Origin of the sequence: Planococcus faecalis, assembly GCF_002009235.1 — a bacterium.
In the GTDB taxonomy this organism is placed as follows: Bacteria; Bacillota; Bacilli; order Bacillales_A; family Planococcaceae; genus Planococcus; species Planococcus kocurii.
In genome coordinates, this window is sequence record NZ_CP019401.1 from 2,798,997 (window position 1) to 2,814,784 (window position 15,788).

The 15,788-nt window shown below is 42.2% G+C and carries 18 protein-coding genes; 1 reads left to right on the forward strand and 17 read right to left on the reverse strand.

The window, feature by feature from the left end:
* Positions 1 to 50 precede the first annotated feature (50 nt).
* The 16 genes from glyA to AJGP001_RS13975 form a co-directional block, all read right to left on the reverse strand.
* Positions 51 to 1,286: a serine hydroxymethyltransferase gene (gene glyA, locus AJGP001_RS13905; RefSeq protein WP_071153051.1), complete on the reverse strand. Its 1,236-nt coding sequence runs from the start codon at positions 1,284 to 1,286 to the stop codon at positions 51 to 53.
* The gene (locus AJGP001_RS13910; RefSeq protein ID WP_058384458.1) at positions 1,273 to 1,857 is read right to left on the reverse strand and encodes a TIGR01440 family protein; all 585 of its coding nucleotides are present in this window, start codon (positions 1,855 to 1,857) and stop codon (positions 1,273 to 1,275) included. Before AJGP001_RS13910 ends, glyA begins: the two co-directional genes overlap by 14 nt.
* A 12-nt stretch (positions 1,858 to 1,869) precedes the next feature.
* Complete coding sequence (rpiB, locus tag AJGP001_RS13915; protein WP_058384457.1) at positions 1,870 to 2,307, reverse strand: ribose 5-phosphate isomerase B; 438 nt, start codon at positions 2,305 to 2,307, stop codon at positions 1,870 to 1,872.
* A 152-nt stretch (positions 2,308 to 2,459) separates the two neighbouring features.
* Positions 2,460 to 2,888: a low molecular weight protein arginine phosphatase gene (locus AJGP001_RS13920; RefSeq protein WP_071153050.1), complete on the reverse strand. Its 429-nt coding sequence runs from the start codon at positions 2,886 to 2,888 to the stop codon at positions 2,460 to 2,462.
* A 21-nt stretch (positions 2,889 to 2,909) separates the two neighbouring features.
* Positions 2,910 to 3,902 (reverse strand): L-threonylcarbamoyladenylate synthase, encoded by a 993-nt coding sequence (locus AJGP001_RS13925; protein ID WP_071153049.1) that lies wholly within the window; start codon positions 3,900 to 3,902, stop codon positions 2,910 to 2,912.
* 89 nt (positions 3,903 to 3,991) lie between these two features.
* A complete protein-coding gene (gene prmC, locus AJGP001_RS13930) occupies positions 3,992 to 4,849 on the reverse strand; it encodes a peptide chain release factor N(5)-glutamine methyltransferase (protein WP_071153048.1) in 858 nt (285 codons plus the stop codon).
* A complete protein-coding gene (prfA, locus tag AJGP001_RS13935) occupies positions 4,836 to 5,915 on the reverse strand; it encodes a peptide chain release factor 1 (RefSeq protein ID WP_058384453.1) in 1,080 nt (359 codons plus the stop codon). Before prfA ends, prmC begins: the two co-directional genes overlap by 14 nt.
* Before the next feature lie 352 nt (positions 5,916 to 6,267).
* Entirely contained in the window at positions 6,268 to 6,858 is a 591-nt protein-coding gene (locus AJGP001_RS13940) for a thymidine kinase (protein ID WP_071153047.1), read from the reverse strand.
* Between the two features lie 321 nt (positions 6,859 to 7,179).
* Entirely contained in the window at positions 7,180 to 7,395 is a 216-nt protein-coding gene (rpmE, locus tag AJGP001_RS13945; RefSeq protein ID WP_008432981.1) for a 50S ribosomal protein L31, read from the reverse strand.
* A 150-nt stretch (positions 7,396 to 7,545) separates the two neighbouring features.
* Positions 7,546 to 8,829, reverse strand: coding sequence for a transcription termination factor Rho (gene rho, locus AJGP001_RS13950; protein ID WP_071153046.1), 1,284 nt, complete (start codon positions 8,827 to 8,829; stop codon positions 7,546 to 7,548).
* Between the two features lie 229 nt (positions 8,830 to 9,058).
* A complete protein-coding gene (glpX, locus tag AJGP001_RS13955; RefSeq protein ID WP_071153045.1) occupies positions 9,059 to 10,024 on the reverse strand; it encodes a class II fructose-bisphosphatase in 966 nt (321 codons plus the stop codon).
* Between the two features lie 72 nt (positions 10,025 to 10,096).
* The gene (locus AJGP001_RS13960; RefSeq protein WP_058384449.1) at positions 10,097 to 11,395 is read right to left on the reverse strand and encodes a UDP-N-acetylglucosamine 1-carboxyvinyltransferase; all 1,299 of its coding nucleotides are present in this window, start codon (positions 11,393 to 11,395) and stop codon (positions 10,097 to 10,099) included.
* Entirely contained in the window at positions 11,377 to 11,505 is a 129-nt protein-coding gene (locus tag AJGP001_RS17750) for a hypothetical protein (protein ID WP_256204103.1), read from the reverse strand. Before AJGP001_RS17750 ends, AJGP001_RS13960 begins: the two co-directional genes overlap by 19 nt.
* A 49-nt stretch (positions 11,506 to 11,554) precedes the next feature.
* The gene (gene fsa, locus AJGP001_RS13965) at positions 11,555 to 12,211 is read right to left on the reverse strand and encodes a fructose-6-phosphate aldolase (protein WP_058384448.1); all 657 of its coding nucleotides are present in this window, start codon (positions 12,209 to 12,211) and stop codon (positions 11,555 to 11,557) included.
* 77 nt (positions 12,212 to 12,288) lie between these two features.
* Positions 12,289 to 13,146, reverse strand: a complete 858-nt coding sequence (locus tag AJGP001_RS13970; RefSeq protein WP_071153044.1) for a class II fructose-bisphosphate aldolase — start codon at positions 13,144 to 13,146, stop codon at positions 12,289 to 12,291.
* 84 nt (positions 13,147 to 13,230) lie between these two features.
* Positions 13,231 to 13,590, reverse strand: a complete 360-nt coding sequence (locus AJGP001_RS13975; RefSeq protein ID WP_071153043.1) for a response regulator — start codon at positions 13,588 to 13,590, stop codon at positions 13,231 to 13,233.
* 47 nt (positions 13,591 to 13,637) lie between these two features.
* Between AJGP001_RS13975 and AJGP001_RS13980 the strand changes: the two genes are divergently transcribed.
* The gene (locus AJGP001_RS13980; RefSeq protein ID WP_071153042.1) at positions 13,638 to 14,114 is read left to right on the forward strand and encodes a DUF2529 family protein; all 477 of its coding nucleotides are present in this window, start codon (positions 13,638 to 13,640) and stop codon (positions 14,112 to 14,114) included.
* A 58-nt stretch (positions 14,115 to 14,172) separates the two neighbouring features.
* Here AJGP001_RS13980 and AJGP001_RS13985 read toward each other — a convergent pair whose 3' ends face one another.
* Positions 14,173 to 15,771: a CTP synthase gene (locus tag AJGP001_RS13985; RefSeq protein WP_078080670.1), complete on the reverse strand. Its 1,599-nt coding sequence runs from the start codon at positions 15,769 to 15,771 to the stop codon at positions 14,173 to 14,175.
* Between the last annotated feature and the right edge of the window lie 17 nt (positions 15,772 to 15,788).

Consider the following 15,788-nt stretch of genomic DNA (forward strand, 5'->3'; position numbering starts at 1 on the left):
TAATGTAAAAATACAGCTACCAAGCAGTTTTACTCGGTAGCTGCATGAATTTATTTATATAAGGGATGCGCAGCAGTTAGTTTAGCCGTACGTTCTGTAGCATCTTTTTTCACGTTTTCATCTTCCGGATTTTTCAAAAGCATGGCCATAATCGCAGCAATTTCGTTCATATCCTGTTCTTTAAATCCACGAGATGTAACAGCAGCAGTTCCTAAGCGGATACCCGATGTGACAAATGGGCTTTCCGGATCGAATGGAATGGTATTTTTGTTCGTCGTAATACCAACTTCATCAAGTACATGTTCTGCAACTTTCCCGGTCAGATTTAACGAACGAAGATCGAGCAGCAGCAAATGATTGTCCGTGCCGCCAGAGACGATATTCACACCTTCTGCGATCAATGCTTTAGCTAGTGCATCCGCATTTTTTACAACTTGTTCAATATAGGTTTTGAATTCTGGTTGTTGCGCTTCGCCAAATGCAACGGCTTTCGCTGCGATTACGTGCATAAGCGGACCGCCTTGAATTCCTGGGAAAATCGTTTTATCAATTTTTTTCGCAAATTCTGCGTTACAAAGAATCAATCCACCACGTGGTCCACGCAATGTTTTATGCGTAGTCGATGTAACGAAATGAGCGTGAGGGACAGGATTGGAATGAGCTCCAGTAGCAACTAGACCTGCAATATGAGCCATGTCGACCATCAAGTATGCGCCAACTTCATCAGCAATTTCACGGAACTTAGCAAAATCCAATTGACGTGAGTAAGCACTTGCTCCAGCAACGATCATTTTTGGCTTATGCTCTAATGCCGCTTGACGAACTGCTTCATAATCAATTAATTGCTCTTCTTCCGTGACTCCGTACTCAACAAAATTATACTGCATCCCACTAAAATTCACTTTACTACCATGTGTTAAATGCCCACCATGGTTTAAGTTCATCCCAAGAATCGTATCGCCTTTGTCCAAAATGGCTGTGTATACAGCCATATTGGCCTGTGATCCTGAGTGGGGTTGAACGTTCGCATGCTCTGCGCCAAAAATCTCTTTCAGCCGGTCACGTGCAATGTTTTCAACCACATCTACATATTCACAGCCTCCGTAATAGCGTTTGCCCGGATAGCCTTCTGCGTATTTGTTTGTTAATACTGATCCTTGTGCATCCATAACGGCTTGCGAAACAAAGTTTTCAGAAGCAATCAATTCGATATTCGCTTCTTGTCTTCCTTTTTCTGCATTCATCGCTTCATATACTGCTGGGTCTTGCATCTTAATCAATTCCATCCGTATATCCCTCCCGTGATTGAACAAGCTCACGATTATAGTTCGCACGCTCACCGCCAATTAATTTCGGCCGTGTCGTAGCGGATGCCACAACCGCTTCACCTACTAGTTTAACAGATGTACGCAACGGAACGGCAACTCTTTTTAAATGCATGCCAATCATTGTTTGTCCAATATCAATCCCCGCATGTGCCTGGATTTCTTCTACCACCACAGGATCGATCATATTACCGAATGCGTATGCACTCATTGACCCTCCCGCTTTTGGAGCAGGAATCACCGTGACCGGTTCCCAGCCATATTTTTCAGCTGCCCGACGCTCTACAGTCAAGGCCCGGTTAATATGTTCGCAGCCTTGAAACGCCAAAAAGAGATGGTGGCGAGCTGCAAATTTTGCTAAAGGTCCAAACAAACTTTCTGCAATATCCAGGCCTCCACCTGTTCCGATGCGCTTTCCTGCTACTTCTGATGTTGAACAGCCGACTACAAACACTTGGCCTTTCCTGAATTCGATCTGCTGCTCTAATTCGCTTAAAACCTCTTCAAGTTGCAATTGCCATAAAGTTTGCATGCCGACTCCTCCTTATTTTTCGAGGTCTGTGATTTTTTGAATGCGTTTTTCGTGTCTACCGCCTTCAAATTCTTCAGTTAGCCAGGTCTGCGCAATTTCGCGTGCAAGACCTGGACCAATAACGCGCTCGCCCATCGCTAAAATATTCGAATCGTTATGTCCTCTTGTCGCTTTTGCACTAAATACATCATGCACAAGTGCACAACGGATTCCTTTAACTTTATTCGCAGAGATAGACATCCCGATACCCGTGCCGCAAATCAAAATACCCCGATCAAATTCTCCACTTGCTACAAGATCTGCTACCGGTTTTGCATAATCTGGGTAATCTACTGAATCGTCTGTATGTGGACCAAAATCCTTGTATTCAATCCCAATTTCGTTCATTAAATTAACGATTTCTTTCCTTAAATTGTTGCCGCCATGATCTGATGAAATTGCTACTCTCATAATATACCCTCTTTTCTTGGAATCAAATTTATGAATCAGCAAAAGCGCCAGTGTCGAATCATGCCGAATTTTCTTCACGCTTTTAATTAATTCTAACATTTTTACGCAAAAAAGACAGGCAAACCCGTGAAAGGCTTGTCTGTCTTTTTTGCTCACGTCATTTTGAGAACAATTTTATCAATTAAGAACTTGAGTTCTTGGAATGTTTTTTCATACAGCTCCAGTGGTCCACCGTATGGATCACTAATATCCTTACTCGAATCTTTGACAAATTCAGTTAGCGTATAAAGTTTAGTTGCCACTTCCGGATATGCTTGCAACAGCGTCATTTTGTGTGAATGGGTCATAGTTAAAACTAATTCTGCCCACTGCAAATCTTCAGCATCGAGCGGCTTTGAAGTGTGCGTAAACGAAATTTGCTGTTGGTTCAGAACCGCTTGGGCGTTTGTAGAGAGTGGGGCAATTCCAGCGAATATACCAGCAGAACGCACTTCTACACCAGCCACATTTTTAGACGTTAAGATTGCTTCAGCCATCGGACTTCGGCATGTATTGCCCGTGCAAACAAAAAGAATTTTCATGTTGCATCTCCTTTCAGCAACTCAACTAAACCATTTGTGGTCGGCCGCTTTTTCGAGTCTATTCATTAATGCGTCATTTTCTTTCGTGCCAGATTCTACTGATGCCAAAATCAAGTCAGCATCTGTTAAATCGCATTTCCGCAAACTAGCATAGAGGCTGTCCATTGACAGTGGAAAATTAAAGTCAGCCATTGGGTATTCAGTTTCGCTAATGACTGCGATGCGTTTCCCTTTTCCTTGAACGTATTCAATCGCTTTTTCAATCAAGCCTTTTTCATTTTCAATCAAATACAAAGGAGCTGTAGGCGCGTAATGCATGTATTTCATTCCTGGTGATTTAGGTACATTGCTTGTGTTACCTGATGACGACCGGACCGTTCCGATTACTGCCTCTATTTGTTCTTTTGACACTTTGCCCGGACGTAAAATGACCGGTGGTTCGCTCGTCATATCTAAAACAGTTGACTCTATACCAATCTCAGTAGCTCCCCCGTCCAAAATCAATGGGATTTTAGACTCCATATCATGAAATACATGTTCAGCTAAAGTTGGACTAGGCTTGCCGCTCGTGTTGGCACTCGGCGCAGCTAAAGGCAATTGCAATTTTTGCAGTAAGGTTAACGCAACTGGATGATTGGGTACGCGAATTCCGACCGTTTGCAAATCCGCTGTTACATTAGACGCAAAAATTTCAGGTTCGGCTTTTAAAATCAACGTCAAAGCACCCGGCCAAAAAGCATCCATGCAGTCCAATGCTTTTGATGATACTTCTTGTACATATCTCAATGCCGTTTCTTTTGAATCAACATGAACAATCAGTGGATTATCTGCAGGACGTCCTTTTGCTTCAAAAATTTTACTGACTGCTTCAAAATTCGTTGCATCTGCTCCTAGACCATATACTGTTTCGGTTGGAAAAGCGACTACTTCACCAGATTTCAAAATATCCACAGCTTGTGTATAACTATTTTCTTCATCCACATTTTTATCCACAACAACAATTTTCGTTTTCACACCAACAACTCCTATTTTTAAGGGTTTTTCATCTTTTATCCACAAATCGTGGATAAAGTCATGTAGCCTGTGCGTAACTTGTGTATAAATTACTCGATTACCGCAAAAACCATTCGGTCATTTTTGTTGATATCTTTTTTACAATAGATTAATGCTGTCGGAAAAGCTCTTTTTAGCATCTTTTCTACGGCAGCTCCTTGTTGATAACCTATTTCAAACCCGATAATTCCCGGTTTATTTAGCAATTCGGGAAATTGTTTTGCCATTTTTTCATAAAGTGCCAGCCCTTCATTATCTGCAAACAAAGCATGATGCGGCTCAAAATCACGAACGCTATCCGATAGTCCTGGGGCTTCTGCATAGGCGATATAGGGCGGATTAGATAAAATAACGTCCCATTTTTGATTTTCGATTGGTTTTGTTACATCACCTAACCGAAAATCAATTTCAGCATTTAACTCTTCCGCATTTTGCATTGCTGTTTGTAGCGCTGGCTCGGAGATATCTGTCGCAGTGACCTGCGCTTGTGGCAATTCACATTTCATCGTAATGGCAATAACACCACTTCCCGTACCAATATCCGCAATTGCGATTTCTTTTGTTAACATATGGCGTTCGATTAGTTGCAGCGTTTCTTCTATTAACTCTTCAGTTTCGGGTCTAGGAATTAATACATCGGCATTTACGCGAAATTGCCTGCCATAAAATTCTTCTGTACCTGTCAAATGTTGGACAGGAATTCCTTTTGTGTGTAGTTCAATATTCGTCCAAAAACTTTCTAATTGCGCTTCGGTTATTTCATCACGCATTGATGCCATTAACCCTGAATACGAAAGACCCAGTTGGTGTTGAAGAAGCACACGTGCGGCTCCTTCTTCGCGGCCATTTTCCTCTAAATAAGAAGAAGCCCTCTTCAGGGCCTCATAAACATACTTAAGCTTGGTCATTATTGAGACTTTCCATACGAGCAGATTGTTCTTCAATAATCAAGGCATCAATAATTTCATCCATTTTCCCTTGTAAAATCTGATCCAACTTTTGAATGGTTAAACCAATTCGATGATCCGTTACACGATTTTGAGGAAAATTATATGTGCGGATTCGTTCAGAACGGTCACCCGTTCCAACAGCTGATTTACGAACTGCATCGTATTCAGCTTGAGCTTCTTGCTGGAATTTTTCGTAAACACGCGCACGTAATACTTTCATTGCACTCGCTTTGTTTTTAATTTGTGATTTCTCGTCCTGACACGTTACTACTGTATTCGTTGGAAGATGCGTCAAACGAACAGCTGACATGGTCGTGTTTACCGATTGTCCACCTGCTCCAGAAGATGCATACGTATCGGTACGAATATCATTTTCATGAATATCAACTTCTACTTCTTCAACTTCTGGTAAACAAGCAACCGTAGCAGTAGAAGTATGAATACGTCCGCCTGATTCTGTTTCCGGAACGCGTTGTACACGGTGTGCGCCATTTTCGTATTTCATTTTTGAATAAGCGCCTTTACCGGTAATCATAAAGACGATTTCCTTGAATCCGCCAAGACCCGTCGGATTTGAATCCATTACTTGCACTTTCCAGCCATTGGATTCAGCAAAACGCGTATACATGCGGTATAAATCTCCAGCGAACAAAGCTGCTTCATCGCCACCTGCTGCTCCACGAATTTCCATAATAACGTTTTTGTCATCATTCGGATCTTTTGGAATCAATAATTTGTGAAGGCGCTCTTCAACAACCGAAACCTGTTGGTCTAGTTCACTCACTTCTTCTTTGACCATTTCACGCATATCGGCATCCATTTTTTCGTCGAACATGGCTTTGGCTTCTGCCAATTGAGTGGTTAAGTCTTTGTATTCACGGTAACTTTCAACCGTTTCTTGCAAGTCTGATTGTTCTTTTGAATAGTCGCGTAGCTTATTGGTATCACTAACGATATCTGGATCACTTAGCAATTCATTTAAACGGTCATACCGATCTTCTACTGATTGTAATCGATCAAACATAGGTGTCACCTCAAGTTCTAATTTTTGGTTATTGTTGTGATATTCCGCAAACTAGCTCCGCTTTCCTGCGGGCTTGCACCGAACTAACTCGGGCTTTGTGCCCGAGTTAGTTCGGTACTTCGCTATCCCGCGGGAGTCTCCGCTAGTTTGCTTCATATCTTAATAAATGATATTAATAATCAAAGTCTTCACTGATGATTTAATGATAAGCCAGCTGTAATTTTTAAATAGAGTTTTCACTTTGCATAATTGTTCACATGACTCTTAGAAGGAAGAGCGGCAGAGGCCATGCCCGCGGAAAGCGTCCGCCTGCAGCGATTTCGTCAAAACCATCTCAATATCTATACTCTATTCACTTAACAGTAACGCCAGTCGGCACTTCATGGTGATGGCGGCAGCGAGGTTCGTAGGCTTCTGATGCGCCGACCAAAATGGTTGGATCGTCCGAGCCTGCCGGTTTTCCGTCGATTAAACGTTGCGTGCGACTTGCCGGTGAACCACAAACTGTGCAAACTGCTTGAAGTTTTGTTACTTGCTCAGCAATTGCGAGTAGTGCTGGCATTGGTCCGAACGGACGGCCTCTAAAGTCTTGGTCGAGTCCCGCAACAATTACACGGAATCCGTGATTGGCGAGTTTCTGAACATTGCCAATAATATCTTCGTCAAAAAACTGAGCTTCATCTATAGCAATTACATCAAATTCATCCGTAATGTATTCCCACATTTCAGATGAGCAAGAAATGGGCAAGGCAATTACAGTTGAACCATTATGAGAAACGACCTCTTCTTTACTATAACGATCGTCGATTTTCGGTTTAAATACAGCAATTTTTTGTTTAGCAAATTGGGAACGACGGACACGGCGAATCAATTCTTCCGATTTCCCGGAAAACATGCTCCCGCAGATCAATTCGACCCAGCCTGTTTGCTTCATAACATACATAGGTGAGACCCCTTTCAAACACTTGTGTTTTTTACTGTTTTAGCGATCAGCAACGCTTTTTATCCCTAGTTATTTACTCAATGAGCGAAGAAATAGATGGATTAAGGAGTTTCTTTGCTATTTATCATACCAAAATAATGTCGTAACCTGCTGATTTTTTGGAATATGTAAGGCGTTTTTTCTGATATAAAACGAAAAAATACCCGCCAGGCGTTTTCGCGCGAGGCAGGTATAATTTTAATTGATAGAAGAAAGCAAAAGACTGGAAGTTGGAAATTCAACAATTGAAATCCCCAATCCCAGTCTAGCGCTGAGCAAGTATTACTCGTTAATTTCTTCTTTTAAGCCGTATTTTTTGTTGAAACGATCTACGCGGCCATCAGCTGCTGCGAATTTCTGACGTCCAGTGTAGAATGGATGACATTCCGAGCAAAGCTCAACGTTGATGTTTTCTTTTACAGAACCAGTTGTGAAAGAGTTTCCACATGAGCAAGTTACTGTAGCTTGTTTGTAATCTGGGTGAATTCCTGTTTTCATCGTAATTTTCTCCTCTCGCCCTGAACCATCTGGAACAGAGTTTAATCTATTTTACTATTGCCTTACACGGTTCTTCAGACCGTATATGCAATAGCTTTGCTTTAATTCATTAACGCAATCATATCAAATTCCTGCGTCTTTTGCAAGTAATTAAATCATCTTCTTATTGTTCCGATGCGTTTTCATCTCAGTTGCTAATTGCTCAAAAAATTCTTCATTGGTATTTGTTTGACCTAGTTTTTTCAGGAAACGTTCTCCAAAATCGTGTGTATCCGAGAACGTTTTTCGAATAGTCCAAAGCTTTTCAAGTTGTTTCGGTTCAATTAACAATTCCTCTTTACGTGTGCCAGAACGACGAATATCAAGTGCTGGGAAGATTCGACGCTCAGCCAAACTGCGGTCAAGATGCAATTCCATGTTACCTGTTCCTTTAAATTCCTCATAAATAACTTCATCCATACGCGATCCAGTTTCTACTAAAGCTGTCGCTAAAATAGTTAAACTGCCGCCTTCTTCGATATTACGTGCTGCTCCGAAAAAGCGTTTTGGTCGGTGGAAAGCTGCTGGATCGATTCCTCCTGATAGTGTACGTCCACTCGGAGGAATCACCAAATTATATGCTCGAGCTAGGCGCGTAATTGAGTCCATTAAAATAACTACGTCACGTTTATGTTCAACGAGGCGCATAGCACGTTCAAGAACAAGTTCAGCGACTTTCACGTGGTTTTCAGGGACTTCATCAAACGTCGATGACACGACATCTGCATTTACTGATCGCTCGATGTCCGTTACTTCTTCTGGACGTTCATCTATTAGCAAGACAATTAGTTCTGCTTCTGGGTGATTCGTTGTAATGGAATTAGCGATTTCTTTTAGTAGCATTGTCTTACCCGCTTTAGGTGGCGCTACGATTAAACCGCGTTGACCAAATCCGACAGGCGATACTAAATCCATAATGCGCGTAGATAAATGAGCCGGCGTCGTTTCTAAACGAATGTGACGATCTGGGTAAAGTGGTGTAAGCCCTGGAAAGTGAACACGTTCTTTCGCCACTTCTGGATCTTCACCGTTGACTGCTTCTACTTGCAGTAACCCGAAATAGCGTTCATTTTCTTTCGGCGGACGTACTTTCCCTGAAACTTTATCGCCATTTCTCAAATCAAAACGACGGATTTGAGAAGCGGAAATATAAATATCCTGTGAGCTAGGCGAATAATTGATTGGTCGTAAGAAACCAAAACCTTCAGATTGGATAATTTCCAATACACCTTCCATAAAGAAAAAACCTTCTTGTTCTGCACGCGTTTTCAAAATCGCAAAAATTAGTTCCTTTTTAGATAGCTTACTGTAGTTAGTCAGCTTGTATTCTTTTGCTAAATTGTAAAGCTCTTTTAACGTCATATTCTCCAATGCGGAGATTGTTATCGTTGCCATGTATCGGACACCACTCTTATTCGTATTATTTTTTATAAATCGTTTAAATAGGCTTATTGCTTTGTTCATTTATCTGTTGATTTAAGCATTCTTAACGTCTGCTCGTTTAAAGATGGTGCAGATGGCATTTGATTCTTGTTACGTAATTTGAGGATCAGTAGTGAATGATTGAGAAGATCTTAAAGAAGAAGCCCGGCAAATTGCCGGACTCATTTATGAAGTAGGATCGTTAATCGTTCATTACGAGATTTGGCTTTTTCTGCAGACTGTGACGTCCTTCGATAAAGCGAATGGTTCCTGATTTTGCTCGCATAACCAGTGTGTGGCTTTCTGCGAAGCCACCTTTTAGCTGAACGCCTTTTAACAGTTCTCCGTCTGTAACACCGGTTGCTGCAAAAATAGCATCGTCGCCTTTAACAAGATCATCCATCATCAACACTTTGTTCACATCAATCCCCATATCTATGCAACGTTGTGCTTCTTCTTCGTTTTGCGGAAGCAGCTTCCCTTGGATTTCGCCACCTAAGCATTTTAAGCCAACTGCAGCGATTACGCCTTCAGGTGCTCCACCAATTCCGAATAGAATATCAACGCCTGTTTGATCAAATGCGGTATTGATTGCGCCGGCAACGTCTCCATCACCAATTAGCTTGATGCGGGCTCCCGCTGCACGAATCTGATCAATAACATCCTTGTGACGCGGACGATCCATAATTGTCGCAACCACGTCTTCAATGTCTTTATTTTTAGCTTTTGCTACAGCACGGAGATTATCAATAACTGGCGCATTGATATCAATTTTGCCAACCGATTCTGGGCCAACCGCAATTTTGTCCATGTACATATCAGGTGCATTTAACAGGTTGCCACGATCCGCGATTGCTAGAACTGCCAAAGCATTCCATCCACCAGCGGCAACAATATTCGTTCCTTCTAAAGGATCTACTGCAACGTCCACTTCAGGACCATTGCCTGTTCCTAATTCCTCACCGATATAAAGCATAGGTGCCTCGTCCATCTCACCTTCACCGATGACCACTACACCACGCATCGGAATGGTATCAAATACCGTTCTCATCGCTGTGGTCGCTGCATCATCTGCTTCGATTTTCATGCCGCGGCCCATCCATTTTGAAGAGGCAATTGCTGCTGCTTCAGTAATACGCACTAATTCCATCGATAAACTTCGTTCCATACGATCAGTTCCTCCGTTCAGCTTTAACTATGTCTTAATTAGTGTAGCACATATTTTTATGCTAAAAGAAGATCAATTTGCGTCTTGGCTAAGGTCGGACTTCATGCTCGTCACAGGGTCAATTGTTTCTCTCCGAATATCAGCACCCAGACCTTGAAGCTTCTCAATAATAGATGAATACCCACGTTCGATATGATAAATTTCACGAATTTCAGTTTCACCTTCTGCAAGTAGCCCTGCGATTACCAAAGCTGCTCCTGCACGTAAGTCAGATGCCACTACAGTTGCAGACGTCAATGGCGTTGGCCCTGTGACAATTGCTGCTCGGCCTTCAACACGGCCACTGGCATTCATGCGACGAAGTTCATCGATATGCTTAAAGCGTGCCGAGTAAATGGTGTCGGTAATCATAGAAGATCCTTGAGCCTGAGTCATAAGTACAGAAAATGGCTGCTGAAGATCTGTTGGAAACCCTGGGTAAACTAATGTTTTTACGTCAATCGCATGAAGATCAGTAGATTTAGGAATAAAAATCGATTCTTCACCTTCTTGAACGTCAACACCCATTTCACGTAATTTTGCAGTCAATGCTTCCATATGGAATGGAATGACGTTATCAATCGTCACGCCATCACCAATTGCAGCTGCCATAATCATGAATGTTCCGGCTTCGATTCGATCAGGAATGATTGTGTGATTGGTTCCATGTAATTCCTCTACACCGTCAATTCGGATAACATCGGTTCCGGCTCCTTTGATTTTGGCGCCCATATTCGTCAATAAAGTCGCAACGTCAATAATCTCCGGCTCTTTTGCCGCATTTTCAATCGTTGTCTGTCCTTTAGCCATAACGGCCGCCAACATAATGTTAATGGTTGCTCCGACACTGACAACATCTAAATAAATTTTAGCACCACGAAGTTCATCGGCACGCAAATAGATCGCACCTTGTTCATTCGTTACTTTTGCGCCAAGCGCTTCAAAGCCTTTAATATGCTGATCAATTGGACGAGGTCCTAAGAAACAGCCTCCCGGAAGACCAATTGCTGCGTGCTTAAATCGGCCAAGCATTGCGCCCATCATGTAATAAGAAGCTCGCAATTTTTTCACATTGCCATTTGGTAAAGGCATATCTACCATTGTCGTCGGATCAATCGTCATTGTTCCGTCTTCAAAAGTCACTTCTCCACCAATTTCCTCCAAAATACTTTTCAGTGTCCATGCATCAGAAATCCCCGGTAACCCTTCAATCGATACTGGCGAATTAGCTAATATCGACGCAGGAATCAATGCTACTGCACTATTTTTAGCGCCATTGACTTTAATCGTTCCGGAAAGGCGATTACCACCTTTTATTTTATAAACATCCATTGAATTTCTCCTTTATCCACTTTTCGGGCCGTTTGGTTGGCTTGAAAAGTTCCATTGGTTCGGCGCTTCAGCTGATTGCCGATCTCAACTTGCATTTTTTCCACTTTCACGAAGGCGTCCCTTCCCATTTCAGGAAGGAATCGACTGTTTCAAGATTTTTTAGTTTACTTCTACTGAACGTTTTTCCCAGTCTGCAAGGAATGCTTCGATTCCTTGGTCTGTCAACGGGTGTCTGAACATTTGGTGCATCACTTTAATTGGCATTGTCGCAATATGTGCACCGTTTAAAGCCGCTTCTGTAACGTGCTGTGGATGGCGAATAGATGCCGCAATAATTTCTGAAGAAATATCATGGATTGCAAAAATTTCTGAAATTGTTGCGATCAAGTCCATGCCGTTATGTCCAATGTCATCAAGACGCCCAAGGAATGGTGACACGTAAGCCGCTCCAGCACGTGCTGCAAGCAATGCTTGGTTCGCACTGAAGATCAATGTAACGTTTACTTTTTTGCCTTCTGAGGCAAGAACTGCACAAGCTTTCAAGCCTTCTGGTGTCATCGGCAATTTCACCGTGATGTTTGGAGCAAGATCAGCCAATTCGCGGCCTTCTTTGATCATCCCTTCTGCATCAAGTGCAATCACTTCTCCACTAATTGAACCGTCAACAAGCGCAGCAATTTCTTTTAAGCGGTCATGGAACGAAACATTTTTTTCTTTTGCGACTAATGATGGATTTGTTGTAACCCCCGAAAGAATCCCCCATGCGTGTGCTTCTTTAATTTCGTCAAAGTTTGCTGTATCAATAAAAAATTTCATATGTTCTCTCCTCCAGTTTGACGGGAAAAAGAGAAGACGCCTTTCGGACGCTTCTCCTCCGTCTTGTTGTTTTTAAATTATGCTTTTCCTGAACTTCCGAACTCACGCATTTTACCCGTAACTGTTTTTTTAATCGCTTCACGGGCTGGTCCCATGTATTTGCGAGGATCATAAACATCCGCATCGTTTTTCAACACTTCACGAACTGCTTGAGCCGATGTAATTTGGCTTTCTGTGTTGACATTGATTTTCGATGTACCAAGAGAAACTGAACGTTGAATATCTTTTAATGGAATTCCTGTTCCGCCGTGCAACACGAGCGGTACGTCACATAGCTGTGAGATTTCTTCCATTTCTTTAAACCCTAAATTCGGTTCACCTTTATAAGGTCCGTGAACTGAACCAAGTGCAGGTGCTAGGCAATCAATACCCGTTTGTTCAACCATTTGCTTGCATTCCTGTGGATCCGCGTAAATAACGCCATCCGCAATGATGTCGTCTTCTTGTCCACCGACAGTCCCTAATTCTGCTTCCACAGAAACATTGTGCTGACGTGCATATTCGACTACTTGTTTTGTAATTTCAATATTTTCTTCAAATGGATGATGAGATGCATCAATCATGACCGATGTAAATCCTGCATCAATCGCTTCCTTACACTTCTCAAAGCTCGAACCGTGGTCTAAATGAATCGCCACCGGAACCGTAATTTTATAATCGTGCATCAATCCTTTAACCATATTAACAACTGTTGTAAATCCACCCATGTAACGTGCTGCGCCTTCAGAAACTCCACAAATAACTGGAGAATTTTCTTCTTGTGCGGCTTGAAGAATAGCCTGTGTGAATTCTAAATTATTTAAATTGAATTGACCAATTGCATATCCTTCTTGTTTACCTTTTATCATCATTTCTTTCATAGAAACTAACGGCATTTAAATTTCCTCCTCAGCGATGGTTAAAGCGAATATCCTTTATACTATATCAAAAACCCAGTAGTTACGCCACTTCTTCGCTAGCTACTGTTCGAGTAGTTGCTTAACTGCATCACGCACTTCAAAGACGTCGAAAGGCTTAGTGAAATAACGCTCCGCCCCCCAATTCATTGATTCTTTAATGAGATCGAGTTCACCATAAGCTGTCATCATAATGACGTGAATGCGAGGATTAGTCTTTTTCAAGCGCTTTAAAATCTCAATGCCATCCATTCCAGGAATTTTCATGTCTAGTAATACGAGATCCGGAGAAAATTCCTGTACTTTTTTAAGCGCTTCTATTCCGTTTCCCGCTGCGATTGCTTGATAACCTTCTTTGCTAAATACTTCTTTTAATAATAGTCGGATGCCTAGCTGATCGTCTACTATCAAAATAGTCTTCAAGAAGAGCCACTCCTTTATCTGCTATACTTTTTTACGAGGTGAGTTTTATGAATCGATTAACCGTACAATTTACACAGATGCTGGCACATTTGTCTCAGCAACATACTCCTATCCATAACATTGCTAGCGTATTAGCACAAGCCATCGTTGCAGAAGGTACTGTGTTTATCGCAGCCTTTGGTGAAATGAAAGCTGTGATTCCCGTTGCTTTAAACAGTTTGCCTACTGCCGTCGAATGGTCGCCTTCAAGCATCGTTCACAGGACTGATCGAGTCTGGATATTAGCTCTAAATGACGAAGGGGACGAGCTTGCTGGCAGGTTAGCAGATGCTGGCATTGCCTTTGCATTTGTTGCTGCGCACTCACAGGAAAGTGAGTTGGCGGATGCTTTCTTCTCTCTAAATGACCTAGCAGGCAACCTATTACAGGACGATGACCAGCCTGTGTTGGTTCCGTATGCCTTAGCTGCACTGTATATTTATTATGCAGTCAAATTGAGTATAGACGATATGCTAGGTGAATAGGTGAATCCCTTCACAAAAGCCTTCCCTTTTTTTTCAAGGGAAGGCTTTTGTGAATTCTTTATTTATTAGCGATAGATGCTCTCACAAACTCACGGAATAGTGGTTGTGGACGGTTTGGACGCGAAATAAATTCTGGGTGGAATTGGCAAGCTAGGAACCACGGGTGGTCGGCTAATTCAATAATCTCTACTAAACGGCCATCCGGGCTAGTTCCAGTGAATTTAAATCCAGCATTCTCAAAAGCCTCACGGTATTCGTTATTGAACTCATAACGATGACGGTGTCTTTCGTAAACCAGTTCTTCGCCGTAAGCTTCTTGTGCTTTCGAACCTATTGTAAGTTTCGCAGGGTACAAACCAAGACGAAGTGTTCCGCCTAAGTCTTCGATATCTTTTTGCTCAGGCAATAGATCGATAACCGGGAAAGACGTTTTCGCATTTAATTCAGAAGAATGTGCACCTTCTAAGTTCATGATGCTGCGTGCAAATTCAACAGAAGCGAGTTGCATTCCTAGACAAATACCGAAGAATGGTACATTGTTTTCGCGCGCAAATTGAGTTGCGATGATTTTCCCTTCAACGCCACGATCGCCGAAACCACCAGGAACTAAAATGCCGTCACAGTCTTTTAGTTTTTCTGCAGCATTTTCTGCGTTGATGTGTTCCGCGTTGATCCAATCTACTTCGATTTCAGAATCAAACGCGAAGCCAGCATGCTTTAATGCTTCAACTACTGAAATGTAGGCATCTTGAAGTTCCACGTATTTCCCAACAAGGCCAATACGAACGCTCTTTTTAAGAGATTGTACTTTCTCAACAAGTGTTCTCCACTCTGTCATATCCGCTTCTGGCGCTTCAATTCCGAAATGATCTAGAACGATTTGGTCCATATGCTGCTCTTGCAAACGAAGCGGCATTTCGTAAATCACATCTACGTCACGTGATTCAATAACTTCTTCTGGCTTAATATCGCAGAACAATGCAATTTTGTCTTTCATGTCCTGTGGCACCGGATGTTCTGTGCGCACAACAATCAGGTTTGGTTGAATTCCAAGACTGCGAAGTTCTTTGACGCTATGCTGTGTCGGCTTTGTCTTCATTTCTTTCGCAGCACCTAGGTACGGAATCAATGTACAGTGAACATACATTACTTCATCGCGACCAAGATCTGATTTCATTTGACGGATTGCTTCAAGGAATGGCAGTGATTCGATGTCTCCAACCGTTCCACCGATTTCTGTAATGACCACATCTGCGTTCGCTGTTTTTGCAGCACGCAACAAGCGGTCTTTGATTTCATTTGTGATGTGTGGAATTACTTGAACCGTTCCACCCAAGTAATCGCCGCGACGTTCTTTTTGAATGACCGTTGAATATACTTTTCCTGTTGTTACGTTTGAGTATTTGTTTAAGTTGATGTCGATAAAACGTTCGTAGTGACCAAGATCCAAATCTGTTTCTGCGCCATCATTCGTCACAAAAACTTCCCCGTGCTGGTATGGACTCATTGTTCCTGGGTCAATGTTGATGTACGGATCAAATTTTTGAATCGTTACATTCAATCCCCTGTTTTTCAATAAACGTCCTAATGATGCAGCTACAATACCTTTTCCGAGTGATGACACAACGCCACCGGTTACAAATATATACTTTGTCATTCCTTTTCCTCCTCGAA